25 protein-coding genes are annotated in these 26,448 nt (G+C 38.1%); 20 read left to right on the top strand and 5 right to left on the bottom strand.

The window, feature by feature from the left end; genetic code table 11:
- The first annotated feature begins 95 nt into the window (after positions 1 to 95).
- Positions 96 to 824, top strand: coding sequence for an SIMPL domain-containing protein (locus JHC30_06680; protein MCI4463835.1), 729 nt, complete (start codon positions 96 to 98; stop codon positions 822 to 824).
- A 31-nt stretch (positions 825 to 855) separates the two neighbouring features.
- Here the strand turns inward: JHC30_06680 and JHC30_06675 are convergent, their stop codons facing one another.
- Together JHC30_06675 and JHC30_06670 are read right to left on the bottom strand one after the other, a co-directional pair.
- Positions 856 to 1,389 (bottom strand): DUF4388 domain-containing protein, encoded by a 534-nt coding sequence (locus JHC30_06675; GenBank protein MCI4463834.1) that lies wholly within the window; start codon positions 1,387 to 1,389, stop codon positions 856 to 858.
- Between the two features lie 12 nt (positions 1,390 to 1,401).
- Positions 1,402 to 1,593, bottom strand: a complete 192-nt coding sequence (locus JHC30_06670; GenBank protein ID MCI4463833.1) for a hypothetical protein — start codon at positions 1,591 to 1,593, stop codon at positions 1,402 to 1,404.
- A gap of 174 nt (positions 1,594 to 1,767) precedes the next feature.
- Here JHC30_06670 and JHC30_06665 point away from each other — a divergent pair, with 174 nt between their 5' ends.
- A complete protein-coding gene (locus JHC30_06665; protein ID MCI4463832.1) occupies positions 1,768 to 3,846 on the top strand; it encodes a 5'-nucleotidase C-terminal domain-containing protein in 2,079 nt (692 codons plus the stop codon).
- Positions 3,847 to 3,931: 85 nt separating this feature from the next.
- A complete protein-coding gene (locus tag JHC30_06660) occupies positions 3,932 to 4,585 on the top strand; it encodes a carotenoid biosynthesis protein (protein MCI4463831.1) in 654 nt (217 codons plus the stop codon).
- On the opposite strand, the gene JHC30_06655 is transcribed toward JHC30_06660, so the two are convergent.
- Together JHC30_06655 and JHC30_06650 are read right to left on the bottom strand one after the other, a co-directional pair.
- Complete coding sequence (locus JHC30_06655) at positions 4,546 to 5,172, bottom strand: FAD-dependent thymidylate synthase (protein MCI4463830.1); 627 nt, start codon at positions 5,170 to 5,172, stop codon at positions 4,546 to 4,548. The two genes, JHC30_06660 and JHC30_06655, sit on opposite strands and share 40 nt — an antisense overlap.
- A 138-nt stretch (positions 5,173 to 5,310) precedes the next feature.
- On the bottom strand, positions 5,311 to 9,918 hold the full coding sequence (locus tag JHC30_06650; GenBank protein ID MCI4463829.1) for a hypothetical protein: 4,608 nt from the start codon (positions 9,916 to 9,918) through the stop codon (positions 5,311 to 5,313).
- A 300-nt stretch (positions 9,919 to 10,218) separates the two neighbouring features.
- On the opposite strand from JHC30_06650, the gene JHC30_06645 reads away from it, so the two are divergent.
- The 6 genes from JHC30_06645 (at position 10,219) to JHC30_06620 (ending at position 15,273) form a co-directional block, all read left to right on the top strand.
- On the top strand, positions 10,219 to 10,494 hold the full coding sequence (locus tag JHC30_06645; GenBank protein MCI4463828.1) for an HU family DNA-binding protein: 276 nt from the start codon (positions 10,219 to 10,221) through the stop codon (positions 10,492 to 10,494).
- A gap of 173 nt (positions 10,495 to 10,667) precedes the next feature.
- The gene (locus JHC30_06640) at positions 10,668 to 11,804 is read left to right on the top strand and encodes an ABC transporter substrate-binding protein (protein MCI4463827.1); all 1,137 of its coding nucleotides are present in this window, start codon (positions 10,668 to 10,670) and stop codon (positions 11,802 to 11,804) included.
- Positions 11,805 to 11,868: 64 nt separating this feature from the next.
- Positions 11,869 to 12,777: a branched-chain amino acid ABC transporter permease gene (locus JHC30_06635; GenBank protein ID MCI4463826.1), complete on the top strand. Its 909-nt coding sequence runs from the start codon at positions 11,869 to 11,871 to the stop codon at positions 12,775 to 12,777.
- Between the two features lies 1 nt (position 12,778).
- Positions 12,779 to 13,819: a branched-chain amino acid ABC transporter permease gene (locus tag JHC30_06630; protein ID MCI4463825.1), complete on the top strand. Its 1,041-nt coding sequence runs from the start codon at positions 12,779 to 12,781 to the stop codon at positions 13,817 to 13,819.
- Positions 13,800 to 14,582 (top strand): ABC transporter ATP-binding protein, encoded by a 783-nt coding sequence (locus tag JHC30_06625; GenBank protein MCI4463824.1) that lies wholly within the window; start codon positions 13,800 to 13,802, stop codon positions 14,580 to 14,582. Before JHC30_06630 ends, JHC30_06625 begins: the two co-directional genes overlap by 20 nt.
- Entirely contained in the window at positions 14,569 to 15,273 is a 705-nt protein-coding gene (locus JHC30_06620) for an ABC transporter ATP-binding protein (GenBank protein ID MCI4463823.1), read from the top strand. The genes JHC30_06625 and JHC30_06620 overlap by 14 nt, the downstream gene beginning before the upstream one ends.
- A 50-nt stretch (positions 15,274 to 15,323) precedes the next feature.
- Here the strand turns inward: JHC30_06620 and JHC30_06615 are convergent, their stop codons facing one another.
- A complete protein-coding gene (locus tag JHC30_06615; GenBank protein ID MCI4463822.1) occupies positions 15,324 to 15,776 on the bottom strand; it encodes a GatB/YqeY domain-containing protein in 453 nt (150 codons plus the stop codon).
- Between the two features lie 204 nt (positions 15,777 to 15,980).
- Here JHC30_06615 and buk point away from each other — a divergent pair, with 204 nt between their 5' ends.
- The 11 genes from buk to JHC30_06560 are packed head-to-tail and all read left to right on the top strand — an operon-like array spanning position 15,981 to position 26,439.
- The gene (gene buk, locus JHC30_06610) at positions 15,981 to 17,051 is read left to right on the top strand and encodes a butyrate kinase (GenBank protein MCI4463821.1); all 1,071 of its coding nucleotides are present in this window, start codon (positions 15,981 to 15,983) and stop codon (positions 17,049 to 17,051) included.
- A complete protein-coding gene (locus JHC30_06605; GenBank protein MCI4463820.1) occupies positions 17,038 to 17,724 on the top strand; it encodes a hypothetical protein in 687 nt (228 codons plus the stop codon). The genes buk and JHC30_06605 overlap by 14 nt, the downstream gene beginning before the upstream one ends.
- A 13-nt stretch (positions 17,725 to 17,737) precedes the next feature.
- Positions 17,738 to 17,965, top strand: coding sequence for a 4Fe-4S dicluster domain-containing protein (locus tag JHC30_06600; protein ID MCI4463819.1), 228 nt, complete (start codon positions 17,738 to 17,740; stop codon positions 17,963 to 17,965).
- Positions 17,966 to 17,971: 6 nt separating this feature from the next.
- Positions 17,972 to 19,036: a 3-methyl-2-oxobutanoate dehydrogenase subunit VorB gene (locus tag JHC30_06595; GenBank protein ID MCI4463818.1), complete on the top strand. Its 1,065-nt coding sequence runs from the start codon at positions 17,972 to 17,974 to the stop codon at positions 19,034 to 19,036.
- Positions 19,036 to 19,782, top strand: a complete 747-nt coding sequence (locus JHC30_06590) for a 2-oxoglutarate oxidoreductase (GenBank protein MCI4463817.1) — start codon at positions 19,036 to 19,038, stop codon at positions 19,780 to 19,782. The genes JHC30_06595 and JHC30_06590 overlap by 1 nt, the downstream gene beginning before the upstream one ends.
- A gap of 1 nt (position 19,783) precedes the next feature.
- Complete coding sequence (locus tag JHC30_06585) at positions 19,784 to 20,335, top strand: 2-oxoacid:acceptor oxidoreductase family protein (protein ID MCI4463816.1); 552 nt, start codon at positions 19,784 to 19,786, stop codon at positions 20,333 to 20,335.
- Between the two features lies 1 nt (position 20,336).
- On the top strand, positions 20,337 to 20,687 hold the full coding sequence (locus tag JHC30_06580) for a cupin domain-containing protein (protein MCI4463815.1): 351 nt from the start codon (positions 20,337 to 20,339) through the stop codon (positions 20,685 to 20,687).
- Between the two features lie 10 nt (positions 20,688 to 20,697).
- The gene (locus JHC30_06575) at positions 20,698 to 21,423 is read left to right on the top strand and encodes an SDR family oxidoreductase (protein MCI4463814.1); all 726 of its coding nucleotides are present in this window, start codon (positions 20,698 to 20,700) and stop codon (positions 21,421 to 21,423) included.
- Positions 21,420 to 22,577 carry an exonuclease SbcCD subunit D gene (locus tag JHC30_06570; protein ID MCI4463813.1) on the top strand — a complete coding sequence of 386 codons (1,158 nt, stop codon included), beginning with the start codon at positions 21,420 to 21,422 and terminating at the stop codon, positions 22,575 to 22,577. Before JHC30_06575 ends, JHC30_06570 begins: the two co-directional genes overlap by 4 nt.
- A complete protein-coding gene (locus JHC30_06565; GenBank protein MCI4463812.1) occupies positions 22,570 to 25,455 on the top strand; it encodes a transglycosylase SLT domain-containing protein in 2,886 nt (961 codons plus the stop codon). Before JHC30_06570 ends, JHC30_06565 begins: the two co-directional genes overlap by 8 nt.
- A 9-nt stretch (positions 25,456 to 25,464) precedes the next feature.
- A complete protein-coding gene (locus JHC30_06560; protein MCI4463811.1) occupies positions 25,465 to 26,439 on the top strand; it encodes a hypothetical protein in 975 nt (324 codons plus the stop codon).
- Positions 26,440 to 26,448: the final 9 nt, after the last annotated feature.

The raw sequence follows: 26,448 nt of genomic DNA, 5'->3' as shown, positions 1-26,448 counted from the left end.
AAAAGCCCCTTTATGTTATAAGTCACGGAAAAATTCTTTAAAATTTATGGAACTTTTTCGGGGGTTGCTGTATCTAATTAGTGGAGGTGAAGGAAATGAATAAAAAGTTATTAGCTTTAGTAGTGGTTGTTGCAATTTTAACGGTTATTTTTATTGGTGGAAGGGTTCTTCCAAAGGGTGAAGCAACTGCAGAATCAGATCCAACGAACCACACGATTTCTGTAACAGGAGAAGGTGTTGTTGAAGTTACTCCAGATGTTGCCTACTTAAACTTCGGAGTCTTCTTTGAGGACCCAGACCCATCAAAGGCAATGGATGGTCTTGCAACAAAAGCAAATGCAATTGTGGATGTTCTTGTGAATCAGGGCATTGCAAAAGAGAAGATAAAGACATCTAATCTTTCACTTTACCCTATTTACTCTTACAACCAGCAAACAGGGAAGCAAACCCTTGAAGGTTACAGAGCATCAGAGAATTTTACCGTTGAAACGAAGATAGCCGATGCTGGAAAAATACTTAGCGCAGTTGTAAAAGCAGGCGTAAACGATATTGGCGGTATCTCTTTTGATGCATCTAACAAGGATGACTTAAAACTTCAGGCAATTGAGAATGCTATGAAAAATGCAAGAGCAAAAGCAGACGCATCTTTGAAGGGAACAAACTATAAAGTTACAGGTATTAAGTCGATCTCGATTGAATCAGTAAGCTATCCCCAGCCTATATTCAGGTCTTTTGCAAAGGGTCAGGCAGAAGCAAATGTCCCTGTTGAAGATGGAACACTCCAGGTTAATGTTAATGTCCAGGTTGTGTTTACCTTTGATTAAGTATAACTTTTGAGTAAGTGATCGCCGGGTTTTACCCGGCATTTTTTATTTTTACAAGACCAATTTCGATATAAGATTTTAGTTTTCTAAGGAAACTTATATAGTCAATGTTCTCTTCTTTAAGTAAGTCTATTACCTTTTTCCCCTGTCCAAGAGTTCGCAAAAGTTTTAGGTCACTTGTTGAAAGTGATATTTTGTCGGTATTTACATTTGGCACCAGTTCAAAAGTTGTGTCATCATAAACCTTGCTATTTATTTCCGAAAGTTCTTCCTTTATTGAAATACCTTCTGTAATTATGTCAAAAAGTGGCTTTGTAATTGTTATATATTTCGAATTTAGCATTTCTTTGAACTCGAATTCCCCTTTAGTTTCAATAAATGCTTCGAGTAGTGCATTGTATCCTCTTTCGTAATGAGGAGAATATGCGTGGTATATGGTATCTTTATTTAAGTAAAGACCATATTGCCCGTGCGATCCTTTAATATCAATTCTTCCGACTTTTTTAGTCTGGTTTAAAGCCTGGATAAGTTCTTCTAAGGAAAAACTTTCAAGAGTGCCTTTCATTAAATTTTAAGTTTATTTCGAGTCTTCTACTCTAAACTTTTTCCTCTCCTTGAACTCCTCTCTTTTTCCATTGTTCCAGTGCTGGACTGGTCTAAGGTAGCCAACAGGTCTTGACCAAACTTCACAACGTGTTCTTAGTTCTTTTGGAATTACCGTCCCATCTTCAAGTACAAGGTCACCTTTCTCAATGACTTTCTCTTCCATATGTGCCTCCTTATTCAAAATAATTATACCTATATTTTGTAAAATGCAAATACGAATTTAGCCTCAATTTTAGGGAAAATGAATTAAATTATTTTTGAATTTGATATTAAATTTTTTGGAAAAAGTTTATAATATTATGTAGACATAAAAATATTTTGAAAGGAGGTAGTTGGAATGAAAAAGTTTTTGTCTCTTTTGCTGGTTGCAGTGCTTATATTAGCATTGATTCCCGCAGTAAATGTAGCCCCAAAAGTAACTGCTGCAACCACAGGCAATGTTGATGTGGATGTCCTTGTTGATCGTGGTGTTATCCAGGGCTATTCAGATGGACTTCTTCATCTTGAAAGAACCCTCACACGAGCAGAGTTTGCAAAGATGATTGTAAAAGCATTCCCTTACGACTATATCCCCTGGTTTAATCTTCCAAAGTACTCTTTTAAGGACACTCCAAAAGATTTCTGGGCATCTCCTTATATCGAGACACTTGCAAGGGCAAAGGTATTTATGGGGTATCCAGATGGGACATTTAAGCCAAACAATCCTATTACTCTTGAAGAGGCAGTTTTGGTTCTGTCAAGGGCTTTAAAGGTTTCAAACCCACAGGCAGAAGATGTCATTTCAAAGTTTAAAGATGCATCCGCGCTTCTTCCTGAAGCAAAGGACTTTGTAAATTACTTTGTTTATATGGGATTCTATAAGCCAACTGGTGATACCCTTGGTGCAGGAAAGCCAATTACAAGAGAAACTTTTGTCCATATGCTTGCTTCATCAAGGTTCCCGGTTGTAACTATTCTCCATACAAATGACTTCCATATGTACCTACTCGGCGGAACGGATGCAAATAAAAAACCTATTGGTGGAAGTGCAAGGATTTACACTGTAGTACAGCAGGAAAGAGCATATAACCCAGACAGAACCCTTCTTGTTGATGCAGGTGATGCAATTGGTGGCGGTCCTCCAATTGGTGCATTCTTCTACGGCAAAGATGTAATTGAAGTTTACAATGCAATGGGCTATAACTATGCAACATTTGGAAACCACGAATTTGATTGGGGTAAGGACTTACTTGCTCAAAGAGTATCTGAGGCAAAATACACTTATATTTCCTCCAATATTATCGATACAAAGACAAACTCATCATTTATGAGTAAGCCATATGATATAAAGCAATTTGGTTTTGTAAAACTCGGTATTTTTGGGCTTACTACTCCACAACTTCCAATCCTTGTGAACCCTGATGGTCTTCAAGGGCTTGAAATTCTCGATCCTGTCAAGACTGCAACAAATATGGTCTCAACATTAAAAGATAACTCCAACTTCATAGTGCTTCTTTCGCACCTTGGCTATACAGGAACAGATTACTATACAGGTAGTCTCGGCGATAAAGAACTTGCAGCTAAGGTAAGCGGAATTAACCTCATAATTGGCGGCCACACACATACCGTGTTAGAAAAACCTGATATTGTAAATGGTACATACATTGTCCAAACCGGTTGTTACGGTAATAATCTTGGAGATGTTAATATCTACTTTGAGACAACAGCAAACTCTGCAAGGGTTGTAAAGATTGATTATAAACTTATTCCAATTACTGGTGATATACAGGAAGACCCAACTATTGCTTCAATAATTAAGCCATACAATGACGAAATAACTAAGAAGATGTCAGAAGTAATTGGTGAGGCTCTTGTTGACCTTGATCAATCTAAAATTAGGCTCGAGGAGACCAATCTTGGTGATTTCATTGCGGATTGGATGAGAGAAACTGCAAAAGCAGACATTACTATTACAAATGGCGGTGGGATAAGAGCGAGTATTCCAAAAGGACCAATTAGCGTTGGTACTATTTACACGGTCCTTCCATTTAATAATCTAATTCTACTTCTTGAACTGAAAGGTTCTGATATTCTTGCTGCCCTTGAAAATGGATTCTCCCAGTACGAGGCTAAGGCAGGTAGATTCCCGCAGATTTCAGGAATTAGAGTTAAGGTAAATCTAAATAATCCTCCGGGAAAACGTGTAGTTGAAGTAACTCTTACAGATGGAACACCACTTGATCCAAATAAAGTCTATAAAGTTGCAACAAATGATTTTATGGCAGCAGGTGGCGATGGCTATACAGTATTTAAAAATGCCCTTTCTGTAAAGATTGTCACTGGAAACTATATGAGGGACGACCTTGTTTCCTACATAAAGGCAAATCCAAAAGTATATAAAGAAGTAGATGGAAGGATAACTTTTGTGAATCCGTAAACGAAACTTGCTTGAGAAGTTTTAAGGGGGCAATAAGCCCCCTTTTTAATTATGTTGTGTATTATTTTTATATGGGGAGGTCAAAATGTGGAAAAAGCTCTTAGTGAATGTTTTTAAAGTCTTACTTTTATTTCTTATCCCGTTTCTTTTTGAATTGAGAGGGATGAATGCAGGCGGACCTATGGGGGTTAGGTATGAATATGCTCCAAATTTTAATCCTAAGTTTCTTGGTCTTCCTCTGCTTGTTTGGCTATTCTGGGGTATCTTCATATTTATAGGATTTGTTACAACTAATGCTATTTTTCAAAACATATTCAAGCCGGGATTAGGCTTTTTCTCGAAGTCTTATTTCTTTTTGTATCCTCTATTTGATGCAATGTTTGTTACTTCATTTGATGTTTTTATTGATCCATTTTCTGTGAAACTGGGTTTATGGAAGTGGCTTAATTTTAATGATGGCTATTTTGGTGTACCAGTAGGTAATTTTATCGGCTGGTTTTTAATTGTTTTTACAACTTCACTATTTGTAAGGCTTATAGATATGAAGAGTGATAGAATTATCTCTAATTTAGTTATTCCTAAGATTCCTTTATATTCTGCTGTTGTTGTTTTGCTCTTTTTGAAGACTATGGTAACTGTTGATATTGACTGTGCTTTAATGGGACTTTTGTATTCGCTTCCTCTTATTGTTTTGGATATTTACTCGAAATATTTAATGTTTTCTTCGTTAAATATATGAGGTGCAACGTAACTTGCAATCTCAAACATCTTTTTTGCAAGTTTCCTTATTTCCCACTGAGCATGGGTATCGAGCCTGAGTTTAAAGAAGTGCATTAATTCCCTTGCATTTGCTGTTGCAACCATTTTTGTTTCGGTTGCGTTCGGCAGGACAAAGCGTGCATCTTCCTCGGGGATTTTTAGAGATAGCAATTGTTGATAAGACTTCTTTATGTTTTCCATAGCACCTTCAAAGATTTTAAGCGCAGAAGGGTTATTCTCAATGGAGGGAGGAATTATAAAAACAGGTTCATTCAGTTTTACATATCTTTGTGATTGCTGGGTAAAAGAAAAGAATCTGTGTCGGACAAATTGGTGTGAACAGGCTCTTGAGATACCTTCTATTGCAAATGTGAAACTAATGTGTTCAAAAACTGAAAAGTGTCCGAGCTGGAGTGCAAGATTTATGAGCCTTATTATATCCTCTTCACCTAAGTTGAGATCTTTTACACCTCCTGGATATCGGGATTGTCTCATAGCGGTTGCAACTACCAATTCTGGATCTGGAGTATAGGATAATAGATAAACGGATACCTCACCCTTTTGCAAGCGTCCCCCTTTAGTCTTCAGTTTTTAACAAAACCCCAATAAACTATTTACAGTTTGTCTTATTTTTCTTCTGGTTAGTAATTTTCTTTCGCTTTTAAACAACTTTCTTTTTAACATAGCTTCAAACTTCCCTACTTTCTAAATGTCTATTTTCAAATCAATATCTATTTTACCAGATTTCTTATTACTTTCAAGCTCGCCTTTGCGTGCTTTTTCCTTCAACTCTTCATCACAGTAAGGGCAGAATTCATGTTCACCAGGAATGTACCCATGCTTTGGACATATGGAAAATGAAGGTGTAAGCGTTATATATGGGATTTCGAAGTTTTCAAGGATTTTTCTTACGAATATCTTTGCACTATTTGGATTCGTAAGACGCTCCCCCAGGAAGAAGTGGACGACAGTATTGTGCACGAAAACAAGGCAATTTTTCCCTGCAAGATAATTGTGGTTATTTTTTGTCATTAAGTCGTAAAACTCGTTATCTTCAACGTCCACTTTTGAGATTTCTTTTACTCTTACTACTGGTAATTGACGCCTCACTCTATCAGAAAAATTATTCCTAACTCTATCTAAGTTTGCTTCAATACCCAACTTTTCCTTAATCCTGGTTAATTCATATTGAGGGACTCTAATTCTAAAAATATCTTTTTCGTTTTCTCTCTTTGTTTTCTTAAGGGCTTTAGTTGCTAATATCCCTGCTTTAGTAAAGATCTCAAGAATATCATTTGCTAATCTTTCAGAAACTGTGTCATATTCTAAATCTCCATCTCTTTTCCCGATAGTTCCGTGAGAGTCAATAAGCCCAGAGATAAAAGCATAAACATTTTTTTGCGTTATGTTTTCTTTTACTTTTTCTGGAACATAAATATCATATACTTTTTCTCCCGCCCAAAAACCATACTTAAAGAAGAAATCTATAACATCTTTTTTCGATGTAACAACTTCTCTTAAAGCGTCACTTCTTTTATCGCTTTTGGTAACATTTATATTACAACCAAAATTGTTATTTAGAATAGAAGCAGCCTTCTCAAGTCCTCTTTGCGATTCACTAAAGAACCTAATGTAGTATTTTTCAAGGTGATTGCCGCCTCTATTATCTATACTCTTTGAAATAGAGCCATCTCCAATAAAGAAGCCGATTAACCACATAAGGTTTTCATCCAATTCGCTTTCTTTGTCAGGATACATGTTAAAAGAATTTTGCAAAATATAATCTCCTACCTTAAGTTCATCTGCTCTCTTCTCAACAACTCTAAATTTATCCATGCTTATGTATTTCTCTCTACAAGTTGGATTATGTCTTAGGTGCGCAGCAAACCCCTTGATACCGTTAACCTTAGTGCCACAGACGGGGCATTTCGTATCCGGTTTTATTTCTTCAAGCACAAAGAACGGATGCCAATCTGATGTAACTATATCTAAGCCCTTTTCTCCTTTTACTCTTATTTTGTTTTCTTTACTAACATCTATTTTAACTGCTTCTACTATTTCATCCCACTCGGATATGTTTCTATCTTTATTGTAACTTAAAGCTTTAATTGGTTTTAAATGACTGAAATTCTCAACTATGTATTCTATTGGAAGCAAACCTTTATCTGTTAAAACCTTGTTCCCTTTCTCTATACATCCGCCGGTATACAATTTTTGTACTGGTTCTTGAAGCGCTGCAACCTCAAACGGGTCATCAGTAAAACCAACTGGAAGTTGTGTTGAGTTGGTGTAATATGGATTTTCTTCGGTCCCTGCCGTAATAATATCGGGATATAATTTTTTGTCTTTCAATGCAAGCGAGTATGCTGTGCTTTCTGCAGGTGTTGCCTCAAGGTTAAACAGGTGGTCTGTTTCTTCCTGGTATTTTCTAAGTCTATTACGCATGTGTTCCAGCACTTTAACTGCAAATTCTATACCTTTTTGGGTTCCCATATGTACATTAATTCCAAAGAAATTCATAAGTGCTTCGTTCATTCCGATAAGTCCGATCGTTGAAAAGTGGTTAGACCAGTAGTGTCCTGTTGATTCTTTAATCGAGTCGAGGTATATGCGTGAATAAGGATAAAGACCCATCTCAGTGAATTTCTCAACAGTTTCCCTTTTCTTTTCAAGCCCTTCTTTTGCTGCATCCATAATGTCGTCAAGTATCGAGAAAAACTCCTCTTCGCTTTTTGCAAGATATCCAATACGAGGCATGTTTATGGTGATTACACCCGTGCTTCCTGTAAGGGGGTTTGCGCCAAAGAGCCCGCCGCCTTTAGATTTCAGCTCTCTTGTTTCGAGACGAAGCCTGCAACACATTGAGCGTGCGTCTTCTGGTCTTAAGTCGGAGTTTATGTAATTAGAATTGTGACTTATTATTCCGTTTTCCAGAACAAATAAGTGATTAGGAGAATCAACTGTTATATCCACAAGATTGTGCTCTGTATAATCATAAGAGATTTTATTTATTTTAACTTTTTCGATTCCTTTTTCAATTTTTTCTATAAAAAGATAAGGTTCTTCATTATCGGAAATTATCCTTACCCATTTTGCGTTTTTATATTCCGGGTTACGCTTGTATGCTTCGCTAAATTTCGCCCCTTCCTCTTTTGAGACGATCTTATCTCCTATGGAGGGTCTATCTATTTTTGTTTCATAATCCAGTTTTTCTGCTTTTCTTTTTATTCGGAATCCGACCTTTTTCTTAAATATCTCTATGTTTCTTTTGCCGGTGATTACAATTCTACCTTTTTCGTTATCTTTATTTCTATTGAACTTGCCAACAATTCCTATCTTTGCTAAAAGCAATATTGTATCTTTCATAAGTTTCTCATTAGAGAAAGATATAGAAATAATCGGCTGTTCATTATTATTAATATGAATTGACCCATCTGTATCAAAGAGTCCTCTCAATAGTGCACCTATCTCTTTTTCGTTACGGAAGAAAAGTGCTTCTGGAATTCTCTTTGTGTGTGTTGATCCTGAAATTCCATAATATTTGAAAAAATCTACTACGATTCTGCTATTTATTGACATGTCTTTACATACTTTTGAGCGCCCTGCTTGTCTTATATATGGTTTTACGTTGAATTCTTTTTCAAAAGTTTTTGTTACAAAATCTATAATTTCCTCGTCTGCATTAACTACTCGAATAGATGGAGATTTTTCTTGTATTGAGCCATCTCCTATTACGATACCGAAAAGTTCCATTATATCTTCGTTCAAGTCTTCTGGTATTTTGATATCATTATTGAGAGTCGTTTGCCATCTGTTTCCATTGAATTTAAAAGGAGGGATTTCTTTAATTATCCTTTTGGGTGTCAATTTTACAAACTCTTTTTTTGTTAGTGAACTAATATCTTCAAGCTCGAAGAATTGTCTCGTACGGTGATCGATTACCATCCCATTTTCTAATATTATTTTTTCCTTATACAGCAATAGTCGATCTCTTAAAGATAGCTCATCTGCTCTCTTTATTCCGTTATCGGTAGGGAATCTGTGATTAGGGCTGCAAATGATATTGAAATTATCCCCCTCTATTACGATATTTTCTTTTGAAACAATTTTTTCAACATGCGTTACTTTTGCAAAATTACCATTATCGGATAGAACTTCATCTCCTGTTTCTATATCTTTTATTTCCTTTATTCCATTTTTCGTTATTATCTTTGTCTTCTCTTCCAAACAAAAATATGGAGTCCCGTACTTTGCCGTTGCCTCCCATACGGGTTCAAGCACCGGATTATCCCAGTCAAAGTCCTTAGAAATATTCAAGGTTGGGATTGGGAAGGTATGTGGTCTCATATTACCGTCGCCTTCGATGTAAACTTCAAAGAGGGCTTTGTTTATTAAATCCATTTCTTTTTTGAACATCCCGTAAGTGTATTCTTTTATTGGTTTACCACCGATAATTACGGGCTTATCTTTTAAGAGTGGATGTGGTGTTAAATCCACAGTGATATTCGAGAAAGGCGACTGCCCGCCAGTCCTCATTGTTTGGTTCATATTATAGATAAACTCCTGGATTTGCTGTTTAACTTCCTTATAGGATAGTTTGTCGAAGTATACAAAAGGTGCTAAAAGAGTATCAAAAGAGGAAAATGCAACCGCACCCGCAGCCTCATTCTGGAGTGTGAAAAGGAAATTCATCATCTGCCCTAAGATTGAGGATAGATGTTTTGCAGGAGATGAGTATGGCTTACCTGGAACACCTCCAAAACCTCGTTTAATGAGGTCTTCAAGGTCCCACCCGACACAGTAGGCTCCAAGAAAACTGAGGTTATGTATATGCACAAAACCATCTTTATGGTAATCCGAGATTTTCTTTGGATATACCTTCTCAAGCCAGTAAATCTCCTCCGCCTTTCCGGTGATATACGCTTTTAGTCCTTGAATAGAGTAATCAATATTTGCATTTTCATGTACTTCCCAGGTTTCTTCTCCGATATATGCGTCAAATAATTCGGGTATATTAAGATGCTTTCTTAGTTCTCTTAATTCTCTTCTTTTTTCTCTGTAAATAATGAAAGCCTTTGCAGTCTGATAAAAGCCTTTTCGCATTAAAACTTCTTCGATTTTATTTTGAATTATCTCTATATTTACTGGCTCTTTTTCAAAAATTATCTCTTGAACTACGATGTTAGTTAGATATTCTGCTGTTTCTCTTCCAAATTCATGTGCAGCCAATCCTGCTTTCTCGATTGCCTTCGTGATCTTTTCTTTCTCAAAAGGAACAACTCTTCCATCTCTTTTTTGCACAAATTGTATCATAAACTCACCCCTTTTGCCTTATAGTGATAGGATATGGGAAAATTTCTGGAAATCCAATACATTTCGCAAGGTAATCTTTAAAAAGTTAAGTTTAATAAAGCCTTTTAAATAAAAAGAGCATCTATTTAAACAAGCAAATTTCGTAAAAAAGTGTAAAAAAAGTGCAAAAATCCATTTAAAACCTCTTGACATAAAGTAAAATTTGTATATATTAGAATTAAGCAAGTATTTATGCGGTTTCTTTAAAAGAGGCTGCATAAATACTTGAGAAAATAGATATGAGAAAGGAGGTGAAAACGGATGAACAAGCCAGAACTCGTTACAGCAGTTGCTGAGAAGACCGGCATGAAGAAGAAAGATGTCGAAGCAATGCTCGATGCATTCATTGAAGTCGTAAAAGAAACCCTAAAGAAAGGTGACAAAGTAGCACTCATTGGCTTCGGCACCTGGGCAACAAGAGAGAGAGCAAAGAGGAACGGTGTCAACCCCAGAACTGGAAAGAAGATTTCTATCCCAGCAAAGGTAGTTCCTTACTTCAAAGTTGGTAAAGAACTTAAAGATGCAGTTTCAAAGTAGTTTCCTAAGCCTTTTTATTTGGGGGCACAAGCCCCCTTTTTTATTTTTAAAGATCTTGCTTATAAATATTTTACTTAATGTAAAAAATTCGCTCTTGACTTTTGGATTTTTTTTCATATAATTCTTTCAATAAAATTTATAAGGGGTAAAAAAAACAGAAGAGGAGGCGAAAGATGAGTAGAAAAATCTTAGTGGTGCTACTTTTAGTAGTAGCACTCGTAAGCACAACCTTCACAGGTTGCAAAACCGCAGCACCAAGTACGATTAAAATTGGTGGTATTGGTCCGGTAACAGGCGAAGCATCTACATTTGGTGTCTCAACAAGGAACGGCTATGAGATGATGATCGAAGAGTGGAACGCAAAGGGCGGAGTTTTGGGTAAGAAGATTGAACTTGTCTTTGCAGATGACAAAGGAGACCCAACGGAGGGAGCAACAGCAGCACAGAAACTTATTAACGAGGATAAGGTCGTTGCAATCGCTGGTACTGTAATGAGTAAAGTTTCTCTTGCAATTGCACCTATTTGCCAGAATGCAGGTATCCCAATGGTTTCACCAACTTCAACAAACCCAAAGGTTACACAAGTTGGTGATTACATCTTCAGGGCATGCTTCATTGACCCATTCCAGGGAACTGTCGGTGCGATGTTTGCCTACAACAACCTCAATGCAAGAAAAGCAGGTGTTCTCTTTGATAACAGCAACGACTACACAAAGGGTCTTGCAGAGTTCTTTAGAGACAAATTTACACAACTTGGCGGTACTATTGTTGCATTCGAAGGGCACCCTGCAGGAACAACTGACTTTACACCATTCCTTACAAACATTCTTAAAGGAAAGCCAGATGTAATTTACTGCCCTGATTACTACAACGACGATGGCCTTATGGCAAAACAGGCAAGGGCTCTTGGTTACACTGGACCATTCCTTGGTGGAGACGGTTGGGATTCACCAGACCTTGTTAAAATTGGTGGGGATGCAGTTAATAACTCCTACTTTACAAACCACTTCTCCAAGGATGATAAGAGACCCGAGGTCCAAGATTTCGTAAAGAAGTATACAGCAAAATATGGGCAAGCACCCGATGCACTTGCAGCACTTGGTTATGATGCAATGGGATTGATTTTGCAGGCAATCCAGAATGCAGGCTCTACTGATGGTGCAAAGATTAGAGATGCACTAAAGAATATCGAATACCACGGTGTTTCAGGCGTAATCAAGTTTGATGAAAATAGAAACCCAGTAAAGCCTGCTGTTATTATTAAGATCGAAAACGGAAAGCAGGTATATGTAACAACCGTAAACCCATAGAATAGACATCTTTTTGAAGGCAGGAGCTTATGGCTCCTGCCCTTTTTTAAAGGGAAGGTGAAAAATGAGCAATATATTTAACTTGCAACAGTTAATAAACGGAATCCAGCTTGGAAGTGTTTATGCACTTATTGCAATTGGTTATACACTTGTTTATGGAATTATTAAATTGGTAAACTTTGCTCATGGCGATTTCTATATGATTGGTGCATATGCTTCTTACTTTGCAATAAACTTTTTGATGGCACAACGCCTTGGGCAAAGTTCATTAATAGTGATTGCCCTTCTTGTAAGCATGACTGCAGGTGCACTTGTTGCATTCCTTTCAAACAGGATTGCTTACAGGAAGTTAAGATACAAGCCGAGATTGTCAGCCCTTATTACTGCAATTGGAGTTTCAATGTTTCTTGAGTACTTTACATCGGCAGTCCCTGCGATAGGGCCTTCATACAGGCCATTTCCTCAGTTTATATCGCTCAAAGATTTTAACATAGGAACAGTTCACTTTACTAATTACCAGATAATTAATGTTTCCATTGCGGTAGTTTTGATGCTTGTCCTTACATACATTATCTTCTACACACGCCTTGGGATGGCAATGAGAGCATCTTCTCAGGATAAGGATGCCTTAAGGCTTATGGGTATCGACCTTGAGAGGATAATCGACCTTACCTTTATCATTGGTGGTGCCCTTGCTGGGGCAGCAGGTCTTCTTGCAGGTCTTACCTATCCAAGAATTGTCCCTTATATGGGTATCGTTCCGGGATTAAAAGCCTTTATAGCGGCGGTTTTGGGTGGCATTGGAAATATTGGTGGAGCAATGCTTGGAGCATTTATTCTTGGAATAGCCGAGGTATTTGGGTATGCAATTAACTCAATTATTGGGGAAGGTATTGCATATTTAATTTTGATTATAGTTCTTATTTTCCTTCCTCAAGGATTGTTTGGAAAGAAGACAGGAGAAAAGGTGTGATATGAAAATCCTAACTAAAAATAGGTTACTTTTCTTGTATGGTTTAGTTCTTTTTGCTGTAATTCAAATTTTGTATCTTGTCGGAATCCTCAATAACTATTACATGCAGATTATTGATATTGCACTTATTAACATTATTCTTGCTACAAGTTTAAACATGATTAATGGATTTACAGGACAGTTTTCCCTTGGACATGGTGGATTTATGGCGGTTGGTGCATATACTGCGGGAGTTCTCACAACTTTGATATGGAAAGTTGCAGGAATGCCTTCGGTTCCAAAGTTCTCCCTTTTTATAATTGCGGTTCTTCTTGCAGGCGTTGTTGCAGCGATTGTTGGTGTCCTTATAGGTATTCCAAGCTTGAGGCTAAGAGGCGATTATCTTGCAATAGTCACTCTTGCTTTCCAGGAGATAGTCAAAGTTGCAGTTAATGCTATCGATTATGTTGGTGGACCAAGAGGGCTTTTGGGTATTCCGAGGCTTTCAACTTTTCCTGTTATTTTCTTTTTTACATTGATTTCAATCTTTGTAATGAAAAATATAATCTACTCAACAGTTGGTAGGGCAATGAAGTCAATAAGAGAGGACGAAGTTGCTTCAGAACTTGTCGGTGTGAATACTACTAAATACAAAGTTATGGCGTTTTCTATTGGTGCATTCTTTGCAGGTATTGCCGGCGCATTGCTTGTGCATATCCTTCAACTCGCACATCCTACAATGTTCTCTTTTACAAGCCCGAGTATTGCAGGACCTTTGAGTATTCTTACAATGGTCTATATTGGTGGCGCTGGAAGTATTAGTGGTTCTATCCTTGCTGCAGTTATTCTTACAGTGCTTTCAGAATTGTTGAGGCTTGGTATTGATTTCATAAACAATCTCCATTTCTTGCCTTTTACAGTTGGTCCTGAATGGAGAATGGTAATCTATGCAGTGCTTCTTATAGTTGTAATGCTTTACAGAACTGAGGGCATTATGGGTCAGAGGGAATTTAAGATTCTTGTTCCAGAAGAGGAGGAAAAAAATGCAACGGGTGGCGCTTAAACTTGATTCAGTAACTCATTACTTCGGTGGACTTCGTGCTGTTCACAACTTTAACCTCGAACTTCCAGAAGGTGCGCTGTGGGGGCTTATTGGACCAAACGGTGCTGGCAAAACAACAATCTTTAACCTCATAACCGGAGTCTATGTCCCAACAGAAGGAAAGATATATTTTTATGATAAAGACATAACTACCTACAAGCCACATGAGGTAGTTGCAGTTGGTATTGCAAGGACATTCCAGAACCTGAGGATTTTTGGAAATCTTACAGTGCTCGATAACATTCGTATTGCAGGTCACTACCGATTGAAATACGGGCTTGCTGATGCAATTATAAGGACACCTTCTTACTACAGGGAGGAAAAATCAATAACTGAAGAGAGCCTTGAGCTTCTTGATACATTTAAATTAGGAGATAAAGCATACCTTCCCGCAAAAGCGCTACCTTATGGTGAATTAAGAAGGCTTGAAATCGCCCGTGCTCTTGCAACACACCCAAAATTACTTCTCCTCGATGAGCCTGCAGCAGGTATGAACCCGAAGGAAGTTTTAGATCTTATGGAAATGATCCTTTGGATTAGAAACCACTTTAAAGTTACTATATACCTTATAGAACACCACATGCAGGTCGTTATGGGCATTTGTGAGAGAATAAAGGTTATGGATTTTGGAGAAACAATTGCAGAAGGCACACCCACGGAGATCCAGAACAACCCTCGTGTAATTGAAGCGTATCTTGGGAGGAAGGCAAATGTTAAAGGTTAATAATCTTGAAGTTTACTACGGTGCAATAAAAGCACTTAAGGGAATAAGCTTTGAAGTTAAAGGCGGGACGATTGTAACACTAATTGGCGCAAATGGTGCTGGTAAAACAACCACACTTAGGACAATATCTGGTCTTGTAAAACCACGTTCAGGAACAATATTCTTTAAGGATGTCGATATAACCAAGATGGAACCTCATATGATAGTTCAACTTGGTATTGTTCATGTGCCCGAAGGAAGAAGGGTTTTTCCAGATCTAACCGTAAGAGAAAATCTCGAACTTGCTGCATGGACCTTGAAGGACAAGAGTAGATTCAAAGAAAAACTTGAAGATGTTTTTGAACTATTCCCAAGATTAAAGGAAAGAGAAAAGCAACTTGCAGGGACGCTTTCTGGTGGCGAACAGCAGATGCTTGCCTTTGGTAGGGCACTTATGGTTGATGCAGACCTGATAATGATGGATGAGCCTTCTATGGGACTTGCACCTGTTTTGGTTGAGGAGATCTTTGATACAATCGTAAAGATTAACAAGGAAGGTAAAACCGTCCTCCTTGTAGAGCAGAACGCAGAGATGGCGCTTGAAATTGCACATTACGCATATGTTCTTGAAGTGGGTAGTATTGCACATGAAGGACCTGCAAAAGAACTGAAGGAAGACCCAAAAGTTAAGGCAGCGTATCTTGGCGCTTAATTTTACTAAGATATTTATATTTAATCTAGGGCACCTGTTGGTGCCCTTTTTTATTTAAGTTTCTTCTGGACAATTTCCTTTATTTTATCTCCATCAACAATACCTTTGAATTTCTCCATTGCTACTTTCATTACTTTTCCAAAGTCTTTCTTATCTTTTGCGGAAACTTCTTCGATTATTTTATCGATCTCTTTTTCTATTTCTTCTATATCGGGAACTTTTGGAAGATACTGCTTTAGAACCTCAAGTTCCTTCTTTTCTTTATTAGCAAGGTCTTCACGGCCTCCTTGTAAGTACATTTCGATTGCTTCTTCTCTCTTTTTAATTTCTTTTCTAATAATTTCTATTAAGTCTCCCTCTTGAAGCGCTTTACCCAATCCCTTTAACTCGATTTCCTTGTACTTAATCTGGGACTTAATCATATTAAGGACACTTGCCTTAATTTCGTCCTTTTCCTTCACTGCCTGTATGTATTCTTTTTGGATTCTCTCAATAAGTTCCATTTTTACCTCCTTATGTAATTATACTAACATTGTAATTTTATGCTATAATATAAAAGATTATGGAATATTTTTTGAGGCTGTTAAAAGTCTTTGACTTATTCTACGGGATTTTTTCCCTGTTTATTATTATAGTCATAATAGGCATTACATACTTCATAAAGGGACTCGGTATGGGTCCCTATATTTATTTTATGGGAGGAAAAGATGAAGATTCTTGTAATTAACCCAGGGTCAACCTCAACAAAGATTGCAGTTTTTGATGACGAATCTTCAGTTTTAGAAAAGACAATAAGGCACTCATCAGAGGAATTAAAGGATTTTAAAAACATTATCGAGCAGTATGATTTTAGGGTCAAGGTAATCGAAAATGTCCTTAAAGAAAATGGCTTTAAGCTGGAAGACTTTGACGCTTTTGTAGGTCGTGGTGGGCTACTTCATCCAATCGAGTCTGGAACTTACAGGGTAAATGAAGCGATGCTTGAAGACCTTAAAGAATGTAAATACGGAGAGCATGCTTCAAACCTTGGTGCTATTATTGCATATAACCTTGCAACAAAGGTTAACAAACCTGCCTATATCGTTGATCCAGTTGTTGTTGATGAGATGGAGCCTCTTGCAAGATACTCAGGACTCAAAGGCATCGAAAGAAAATCAATCTGGCATGCTTTAAACCAAAAGGCGGTTGCAAGAAGGGCTGCAAAGGATCTTCACAAAAAATACGATGAAGTTAATTTAATTGTGGTTCATCTTGGTGGTGGCATATCGGTTGCTGCACACAAAAAAGGAAGAACAGTTGATGTAAATAATGCACTCAATGGTGACGGACCTTTTGCTCCAGAGCGTGCAGGGGGGCTTCCCACGATTAGCCTTGTTGACCTCTGCATGAGTGGCAAATACACATACGAAGAGATGAAAAAACTCCTTGCAGGTAAGGGTGGTCTTGTATCACACCTCGGCACGAACAATGCAATAGAGGTAGAGGAGCGTATTGAAAAAGGCGATGAGTATGCAAAACTTGTTTATGAAGCAATGGCATATCAGGTTGCAAAGACTGTTGGAGAAATGGCAGCAGTATTAAAAGGAGAAGTTGATGCAATAATTTTAACAGGTGGACTTGCTCGTTCTAAGATGCTTACAGAGTGGATAAAGGAACGCACAAGTTTTATTGCACCGGTCTTGCTATACCCTGGTGAAGATGAAATGAGGGCACTTGCAGAAGGTGCACTGCGTGTGTTGAAAGGAGAAGAAAAAGAGAAAATCTATGAAAGAATTTGATGTAAGAAAACTTTTAGAAAAAAGGACACAGATAATTACAGGGCGTATTGGTTCTGGGAAAACAGAAGTTGCAATTAATCTTGCAATAAAGTTGAAGAGTCTTGAAATACCAGTGAAACTCTTTGATATGGATATCGTTAAGCCGTATGTAAGGATTAGGGATGTTGTCGATAAACTTTCTCCTTATGGGCTTGACCTTGTCCTTCCACCCCCTCTTACAAGAGCACTTGATGTGCCGGTGTTTCCTCAAGATGTTATTTCTCAACTTATGGATAAGGAATCCTACCATGTTATTGATGTTGGAGGAGATGCATACGGTGCAGGAAGTATTGCCCAGTTTAGAAATTTCTTTGAAGACTCATACAACATGCTTTTCGTGGTAAATACAAAAAGACCCTATACTGAAACAAAAGAGCAGATCCTTAAAGAGATAGAGACAATCCAAAATGCTTCAAAACTCAAGGTGACACATCTTGTCTTGAATACAAATTTGCGTTGGGAAACAACATACGAAATTATAAAAGAAGGCTTTTTAATACTGAGTGAAGTTTCCAGGGAACTTTCAATTCCTATCCTTTTTGGTTGTGTTGATGAGTTAAAATTGTCTTTAATGGATTCTCTTGATGTGGATGTATTTCCACTCAAATTATTTGTAAGTCCAATTCCAATATAAGGAGGTATGTTTAATGGAACCAAAAGTAATTATTGATGAAGAGAGGTGCAAAAGTTGTGGCCTCTGTGTAAGTGTATGTCCAAAACATGTGTTAAGGATCTCAGACAGAATCAACCTTAAAGGTTACCATCCAGTCGAACTTTTTGATAACGAAGGTTGTATCTCTTGTGGTTTCTGCTACATTATGTGCCCTGACAAGGCAATTGTTGAAGTAAGAAGACCCGAGAAGGTCGGGGTTTAGGAGGTAATTATGGGAGAAAGGCTTTTAATGAAAGGGTCAGAAGCACTTGCTGAGGCAGCGATTAGGGCAGGTGCTCAGATTTTCTTTGGTTATCCAATTACACCACAGAACGAAACACCTGAGTATTTCTCAAGGCGAATGCCGGAGTTAGGGCGTAAGTATGTCCAGGCAGAGAGTGAAGTTGCATCTATTAATATGGTTTATGGTGCTGCAGCAACGGGGACAAGAGTTATTACTACATCCTCAAGCCCTGGTATAAGCCTTATGCAGGAAGGCTTTAGTTACATCGGAAATTCGAATGTCCCATGCGTTGTTGTTAATGTTATGCGTGGAGGTCCCGGTCTTGGGAATATTGCACCTGCACAGGGAGATTATTTCCAGGCAACAAAAGGTGGCGGTCATGGTGATTATCACTCAATTGTCCTTGCACCACATACAGTTCAGGAACAGTGCGACCTTATGTACGACGCATTTGAACTTGCAGAGAAGTATCGAATTATGGTGGTTGTTCTTTCAGATGGTCTTTTAGGACAGATGATGGAGCCTGTTGAATTTAAAGATTGGGTTGATGTGAGCAAACTCAAAACACCTGATTGGGCAATTGTTGGAAAGGGAGATAGACCAAGGAACCTGATAAGTTCATTCGAATTAGACCCAGAAGGTCTTGAAAAGATGAACCTTGCACTGCAGGAGAAATACAAGAAGATTGCCGAAAACGAAACAAGATACGAATTATATATGATGGATGATGCAGAATATGCTCTCACCGGCTTTGGAACGGTTGCAAGGATAATGAAGACAACAGTTAAAATGTTGAGAGAAAAAGGCATAAAAGCAGGCTTGATAAGACCAATTACTGTTTGGCCGTTCCCGTATAAGGTGTATGAAGATTTTGCAGACAAAGTAAAATTCTTCTTTGATGTGGAGATGAACGAAGGACAGATGCTTGAAGATGTAAAACTTGGGGTAAATGGTAAGAAGCCTGTCCTCTACTATGGAAGGCTTGGCGGTGTTGTGCCTACAGCAGAAGAAATATACAAGCAATTTAGGCTTCATTTAGGAGGTTGCTAATGAAACTTATATATAAAGCACCAGAGACATTTACAAAGAAACCCACAACTTATTGCCCTGGTTGTACTCATGGGATTGCTCACAGGCTCATTGCAGAATTATTAGAGGAAATGGACCTTGTAAAAAAGGCAGTTATTGTTTGGCCGGTTGGTTGTTCAGTATTTGGTTACGATTTCATTGATACAGATGCAACAGTTGCAGCACACGGAAGGGCATGCGCAATGGCAACAGGTATAAAGAGGGCACATCCTGAAAGTTTTGTTATCACATATCAGGGCGACGGTGACCTTGCATCCATTGGTATGGCAGAGACAGTCCACGCTGCAGCAAGAGGCGAACTTATTACAACAATATTTATTAATAACGGAAACTTTGGAATGACCGGGGGGCAGATGGCACCAACGACTCTTATTGGACAGGTTACAACAACATCACCCTACGGAAGAAAGCCAGAAGTAAATGGGTTTCCAATACATGTAGCTGAAATGCTTGCAACTCTTGATGGTCCTGCTTACATTGCAAGGGCTTCGCTTGACTCTCCGCAGCACATAAATCAAGCAAAGAATTTTATAAGGAAGGCATTTAAGGCACAACTTTTAGGCTTGGGTTATTCACTTGTGGAACTTGTTTCGACTTGTCCAACAAACTGGAAGATGACGCCAGTTGAAGCACTTGAAAGGGTAAGAAAGGAAGTTCTTCCAGTATTCCCAATTGGTGAATTCAGGGTTGTAAAGGGGGTTGAATAATATGGAAAAAGGAGTGGTTATAGCAGGTTTTGGTGGTCAGGGTGTAATGCTTGCAGGAGAACTCCTTGCAGAGGCAGGAAAAGACGAGGGGAAATATGTAACATTCCTTCCATCCTATGGACCAGAGCAGAGAGGCGGGACTGCAAACTGCCATGTGATTATTTCAGATGAAGAAATTGCATCCCCTGTAATTGATAGACCAGAAGCAGCGATAATCCTTAATCTTCCATCCCTTGACAAATACGAACCTTTGATGAAAGAAAATGGGATTATGATTCTCAATAAAACTCTCATTCCAAGAGAAGTAAAAAGGAGCGATGTCCGAGTCATTCAAATTGATGCGCACGATGTTGCACGAAAACTCGGGTCTGAAAGAGTTGTTAATATGATTCTTCTTGGGGCATATGTGGAGGTTGAAAAACCAGTCTCCCTTGAATCGATAAAGGAAGCCCTCAAAAAATACCTTACAGGAAGAAAGGCGGAACTCCTTGAGGTTAACATCAAGGCTCTTGAAGAAGGAAGCAAAATTGCAAAAGATTTTTTAGGAGGCTAGGGTGAAGGTAGTAAAGCCTGAAGAATTAAAGCCTGAACCAGTTGAATTCAATGGGGCATATATCCCTGGCGTGACTATTCGGTGGCTCATCAAAAAGGAAGATGGGGCAGAGCGTTTTGCAATGAGGTATTTTGAACTTGAACCTGGTGCTGTAATTCCAGAGCACCACCATGAGTGGGAACATGAGATCTTCATTCTTCAAGGAAAACTCATTATAACCGAGGGAACAGAAGAGCGTGTAGTTGAAGGAGGCACGGCTGTTTTCATAAAGCCCAATGCACCTCACTCATACAAAAATATTGGCGACACAAAAGCCTTGATGCTCTGCCTTATTCCCTACTTAAAACTCTAAGATGGATTTTGTGGGGAAGTCCGTCTTGGTTGTAGGTGGCTCTTCCGGGATTGGGAGGGCCACCTCCTTACTTTTAAAAAGCCATGGGGCAAATGTCCTTGCAACAGGGAGAAGTGACACTCATATTGAGGAAACACTGAAATTAAATCCGGCAATTTCTTTTCTCAAGGCATCACTTCCAGAGGATAGTAATAAGGTTGTAAATTGGGTAAGAAAAAATGTAGATTCGCTTCACGGTGTTGTGTTTTCTCAGGGCGTAATCTATACCGAGCCATTTGAAACCTTTAGAGACCACGAACTTGAGGAAATGTGGAAGGTAAATGTCGAATCATCCTTTAAGATTTTGCGTGACCTTATTCTGCTTTTTAAAGAAGGAGGAAGTGTCGTATTCATATCTTCAATTGATGTATTTTTTGGGGAATCTGCTCCTTCTTCTGGCTATGCACTAACAAAGGCTTCTTTGATTGGTTTAACAAACGCCCTTGCATTTGAACTTGGAAAGTATAAAATAAGAGTTAATACTATCTTACCAGGGCTAATAAGGACGAATATGACAGAAGATTTTTTTAAAAGCGAATTTGATAAAGAAAGAAGCGAATTTTTAAAGAGAGTGCCTCTTGGACGTGCAGGAACTCCGGAAGAGGTTGCAAAACTCATTGCGTTTTTGTTGTCGGAGGACTCATCCTACATTACAGGTAATAGCATTTTTATAGATGGGGGGTACCATACGGCATGAGGTTTTTTCACCTTGCAGATTTGCATATAGGGTTTCCCTTAAAAAACGGAGAAAATAATTTTAATTTTCAAAATACGCTTGATTTTGTTATCGAAAAGGCAAAAGAATACAAAGTTGATTTAGTAGTTATTGCAGGGGATGTATTTCATAAAAGAGATCCCGAGGTAAGAGACGAAAAACTCTTTGCACGATTTGTGAATGCCCTTGCAGAATCGAACATAGAAATTTTAATAGTAACGGGCAATCACGAAGGGGCGCCTTTTAGGGAGCGCTCTATACACCTTGACCTTTATAACGAATTGCCCCTTAAATTTATACATATAAGCAAGACACCCGAAGTTATAACCATAAAAGGAGTGAATTTTCTAACGCTTCCATATCCGTTTAAGACAAACATTCTCTCAAAGGAAGAGTATAGGGATAAAAGTGAAGATGAGGTTTTGAACATCCTTAATAGAAGGCTACTTTCCATAGTTGATGAGTTGATTTCCGAAGTAAACGGCGAAAAGAATATCCTTGTTGCGCATATGCCTGTTTCTGAAGGTGTTATTGGATTTGAACAGTACATAAATTTTTCAAAAGAATTGCCCCTCTCAATTGAGGAACTTGATAGAAGTAACATTATTTATTATGCTCTTGGACATCTTCACAAAAATCAGATTCTAAAAAGCCGAAAGTATGAGCACACATTTGCATACCCTGGGTCTCTGGATAGGCTTGATTTTGGCGAGGAAAACGACCCTAAGGGATTCTTTTTTGTTGAGGTTGAAGATTCCTTAAAGGCAATTGAATTTATAGAAAATCCATTTGCAAGAAAGTTCTATACAATTCAAATCGAAAATGACTCTTCATTTGATAATATTAATTTTGAAAAGATAAAGGATTCAATCGTGCGTGTTGTAGTGAAAGGCAACCTCGAGGATGAGGGAAAATTAAGAACTCTTATTGACAAACTCAAGAATAGCGCATATGTTTTTACTCAGGTTATTGACGAAAGAGACACAGGTGCAGTAGTCCTTTCATCTGTAAGCGAGGTGGACCCAATGAAGGCAATAGAAGAATACCTTGATAAGTCGAAAGATGCAAGGCTAAAGAAACTAAGGGAAAGAATATTAGAGGAAGCAAGAAACATATTAGGAGAGTTAAATGCTTAGAAAAGGTTTTGCAAGTGTTTCGATTATTGCTTTAATTACCGTGATTGTTCTTGATACGCTTGTTCTTCTTTCAATTCCGCCAAATCCATCTGATAGCGTTCTCCGTGCAAAGTTTATTGAGGTTGCAAAAAAATACAACATCCCTTCGGTCATCCTTATGGGGATTGCATACACTGAATCTGGCTGGAAACAGTTTGATGCAACAGGTGCACCAATAATTCACACCAATACTGATGGCTCTATTGATATTGGTATCATGCAAATAAATTCAACGGGGCGTTCTGACCTTGACAGGCTTGAGACTGACATATTTTACAATATCGAAGTTGGTGCAAAGATACTTGATGGCAAGTGGAAAATCACTCCAGCAATAGGCGATTCCGACAGGAATATCCTCGAAAACTGGTATTACGCAATATGGGCGTACAATGGATTCTCTTACACAAATCATCCTCTAAATCCACAGGGAAGGCACTATCAGGACAAGGTTATTGATAACATTGGGAAACTCATCATTGGTGACGATGGGCAGCCACTCTGGACCCCTGTTAAGATTACAAAGCCCGACCCAACAAAGATAACAAATCCACCTTCCTATATTGATACTCCTACACCATACCACTTTGGCGACCTTTACGAGAACCCAACCGATAACGCACGCATTGTGCAAGCAAATACCGACCTTATTATGCAAACAAAAACAGACACACACCTTCAATTTCTCATACAGAATGTTGGCACATCAACATGGCAACCTTCAATTTTTTCGAATCCATACTCTGTGAAACTTACACTTGTATCCAACAACACAAAAATCGAAAAAACAATTCCCATAGGAAGTAAAGTTCAACCTGGCGAGACATACCTTTGTGATTTTGTTGTAAATGTAGATAATCCTGGTACCTACGATGCAACCTTAGAGTTTTATAACGGAGGGAATGCCTTTGGGCAGAAAGTTAAAACGAGTGTTACTTTTGAAGACTTTGATTTTTCGGATCTGAATAGTGGAAATATTACAACCTCAAACTACACGATAAATCTTTCATACAAAACGAATCTTACGGACAATTTTATCCCCTACCTTTTTGTAAAATATATAAATAATGGATCGGTTTTATCTACCGATTTAATTAAAGGCAGTATCGAAAACGGCGTTATAAACTTCTCGTTTTTGCCAAATTTCAAAGTACCTTCAAGTGTGACGATTGAAGCATATCTATCTTTCTCGACTTCTCAAAACCTCACAAGCACTTTTTCCTACTTCTACAAAGGCACATACTCAGTTTCTTTTAGCCCTGTAGATGGCATAATAATTGATTCTTATCCTGATGCTATGATTTCAGTTGATGGCACTAATACAAATTTAAAAACACGTGCATTTGTTCCATTGACGCAAGGTGCACACACGATATTACTTACAAGAGACAACTACAACCCATACACATTGAATTATAACTATACAGGCTTTGATTATGTATTTGCAAATCTTACACAGTTGTCAAGGCTGCAACCACAGGCAAGCACAACGAATTTTGACTTTGGAACTCTCAAAGGAAACGAAGCAAAATTTATGAATGTTTCTATTTCCGCACCCGACATAACAAACACGATGTTCCTTACCTCAACCTCAAAGGTATTTTCCTTCTATCCTTCATCTATTAAAGGGAGAGGTGTTATAACTATTATTGCAGATGCAAGATGGGGTAATATTGGTGCAAACTCTGGAAGTATAACCTTCTCCTATAATGGCATAAAAAATGCAGTGAATTTGAAATCGGTAATCGAAGTTATTGGTGCAAACCTTGTCCCTACACCTTCAAGCATCACCGTAAGAGTGCCTGACCAAATTACCTTTGATGTAATTTTAAACACGAATACGCCTCTTAAAAATATTTCATTTACAGTTGCGTATCCCAGGGATAACATTACTTTTGTAAATTACACCTCAAATTACCTAACTCTTTCAAATAATGACGGTAACCTCACATTTTCAGGCGATGTAACAGGAGTTTCAAGTGGGACTTCTATTCTTACCCTCACTTTCACTTCTATAAAGGAAAGCGGGAACAAAGTCCTCATAAGTTTTACAAATTTGAGTGCAACAAACGGAACACAGGTTAATGTTATAGGAACGCCATTAGAACTTACTATTCTCCCTGTATTTGTGAAGCCTTCAAAGGTCGAGGGCATAACTCTTATTAATAATGTCTCAAAGGTTGAGTTCTCGTTTAATGGTAGTATCGCAGGCTCTTACAGGATCAAGGATTACGAAATTTATCGAAGCAAAACAAACAATTTATCCGATGCATTTTTTATTGGTGAAACAAAAGAGTTGCACTTTGAGGATAAGGGACCTTTTGAACAAGGAACAACTTATTACTACTGGGTTATAGCGGTTGATGAAAAGGGAAATTCATCCGACCCATCAGACCCATTTGCAGTGAAGCCAATAATCTTCTCTGACTCCAGGGTCAACTCGGTTAAACTTGAATTTTACATAAACTCTCAAAACTACTACATAAACGGCATCCCAATGAAGATGGATACACAACCTGTAATTATAGGAGGTAGAACTTTTGTCCCTGTCCGTTTCATTGCAGAACCGCTCTATGCACAGGTTATCTGGAAAGCCGATACCAAAACTGTCATAATTGCTCTTAAAGACAAAATAATCGAACTCTACATAGGAAATCCTCTTGCCTCTGTAAATGGAGTTCCAACACCTATCGATAAAGATAATCCGCAGGTTGCTCCATTTATAAAGGACGGAAGGACTATGCTTCCCTTGCGCTTTATTGCTGAAAACTTTGGCGCAGAAGTTCTGTGGGATTCTAATCTCAAAAAAGTTACAATTATTTATAATTCAACATCGCACTAAGGAGTTTATATGAAGAAAGTTGATGTTCATGAAGCAGTAGGTAAAACTCTTGCAACTGATGTAACAATAATTGAAGGACTAAATAAAAGTGTCCTTTTTAAACGCGGTCATAAAATTTCTCAAGATGACATTCCAAAACTTCTTTCAATTGGAAGGCACTATGTGTGGATTGAGGATAACGGCAGTCCTTTTGTCCATGAGGATGACGCCGGGCGCTTTATTATGGAAGCAATAAAAGGCGAGAACCTCGACATTACAGAGCCCGAGGAATCAAAAGTAAAACTTGTTGCAAAACAAAATGGTATTTTACTCGTTAACGCAGAAGGTCTATTTAAAATAAATGAAATTGACGACATAGTCGTTGCAACAAAGAAGCCCCTCGCCTTCGTAAAACAAGGGACACCTGTTGCAATAGGAAAAATTATGCCGAAGGAAATATCTCCCGATGTGCTTTCAGAGGTTGAAAAAGTCGCAAATGCTTATAGACCGATAATAGATTTGAAGCCCATAGTTCCACATAAGATAGCGCTTTTCCCTGTGGGCAACGAGTTTATCGAAGGGCTTAGAGAAGAAGTTTTAAGTGTTAGAGTTAAAGAATATCTCGAAAGTCTCGGACAAGAAGTAATTATGAGAGAAATTCTCCCCGATGATGATTTAAAAATAAAAGATGCAGGACTTAAGGCACTTAATGATGGCGCAGACATAGTTATTTATATGGGAGGGATGGCAGTTGACCCTGATGATAGAACAGTTGCGGGAATAAAACTTATGGGGGTTGAGGTTGTGAAGTACGGTATCCCAATTTTCCCTGGATTTACTTTTCTTGTAAGTTACTTTGGCGAAAAAGTTATTCTTGGTATCCCATCGTCCTCTGGAATAGCGAAAGAAAACACCAGCTTCCATTTCCTTATGCCCATAATCCTCTCAAATTACAAACTGACAAAAGAAATCCTTATTAAGTTTTCCCTTGGCGGATATTTGTAAAAAATTTTT

This window comes from Caldisericum sp. (genome assembly GCA_022759145.1).
Lineage (GTDB): Bacteria > Caldisericota > Caldisericia > Caldisericales > Caldisericaceae > Caldisericum.
This window is presented reverse-complemented; position numbering and strand designations above follow the sequence as displayed.